This is a genomic window from Streptomyces monashensis, from assembly GCF_001866665.1.
Lineage (GTDB): Bacteria > Actinomycetota > Actinomycetes > Streptomycetales > Streptomycetaceae > Streptomyces > Streptomyces monashensis.
On sequence record NZ_MLYO01000175.1, the window covers coordinates 1 to 1,171 of the forward strand.

1 protein-coding gene is annotated in these 1,171 nt (G+C 64.1%); it reads left to right on the forward strand.

The features are described 5' to 3' along the window. The first annotated feature begins 58 nt into the window (after positions 1-58). Entirely contained in the window at positions 59-1,150 is a 1,092-nt protein-coding gene (locus BIV23_RS45040) for an IS630 family transposase (protein ID WP_071386776.1), read from the forward strand. Positions 1,151-1,171 lie beyond the last annotated feature (21 nt).

The following is a 1,171-nucleotide window of genomic DNA, read 5'->3' on the forward strand; positions in this document are numbered from 1 at the left end:
TTCGATTTCAGGCGCATCACACTAGTGACCTGAGTCAGAGGTTCGTCGTTGGTTTGGTGTGAATCGTCGTGGCCCGAAGATCCCGCCGTTGTCGGTAACGGATGCCCAGCGTGCTGTGCTTGAGGGGTGGGTGCGTCGCCGGTCGACGGCTCAGGCTCTGGCCTTGCGGTCCCGGATCGTGCTGGAGTGCGCCCAGGGACACTCGATCATGGAGGTGTCACGGCGACTGAAGGTCGCTCCGGACACGGTCCGCACCTGGCGAAGGCGCTTCCTCGACCGCGGTCTGGACGGCCTGTCCGACGAGCCCAGGCCAGGTGTCCCCAGGAAGATCACGGACGCCGATGTGGAGCGGGTCATCGTCAAGACGCTGGAGGAGAAGCCGGCGAACGCCACGCACTGGTCGACCCGGTCGATGGCGGCGGCGACCGGGATGTCCCAGTCGGCGGTCTCAAGGATCTGGCGTGCGTTCGCCCTGGCCCCGCACCGCTCCGAGACGTTCAAGCTGTCCACAGACCCGCTGTTCATCGACAAGGTCCGCGATGTGGTCGGCCTCTACCTCGACCCGCCGGAGAAGGCACTGGTGCTGTGCGTGGACGAGAAGTCCCAGATCCAGGCCCTGGACCGTTCGCAGCCGGTGCTGCCGATAATGCCCGGGGTGCCCGAACGACGCAGCCACGACTACGTCCGCGCCGGCACCACCACTTTGTTCGCGGCACTGGAAGTGGCCACGGGCAAGGTGATCGGTTCACTGCACCGTCGGCACCGGGCTGCCGAGTTCAGGAAGTTCCTGACCAAGCTCGACAAGGAAGTTCCCGCAGACCTCGATGTGCATCTGATCCTGGACAACTACGCCACCCACAAGACGCCCGCCATCAAGAAGTGGCTGCTGGCACATCCCCGCTTCCACCTGCACTTCACACCCACCGGCTCATCGTGGCTGAACCTGGTGGAGCGATGGTTCGGCGAACTGACCAGCAAAAAGCTTCGCCGCGGCGTCCACCGCTCCGTCCAAGCCCTCGAACGCGACATCCGAACCTGGCTCGCCGACTGGAACGACCACCCCAGACCTTTCGTCTGGACGAAGACCGCCGACGAGATCCTCGACAAAGTCGCCGCCTACTGCCAGAGAATCTCCGACTCAGGTCACTAGTGTGATGCGCCTGAAATCGAA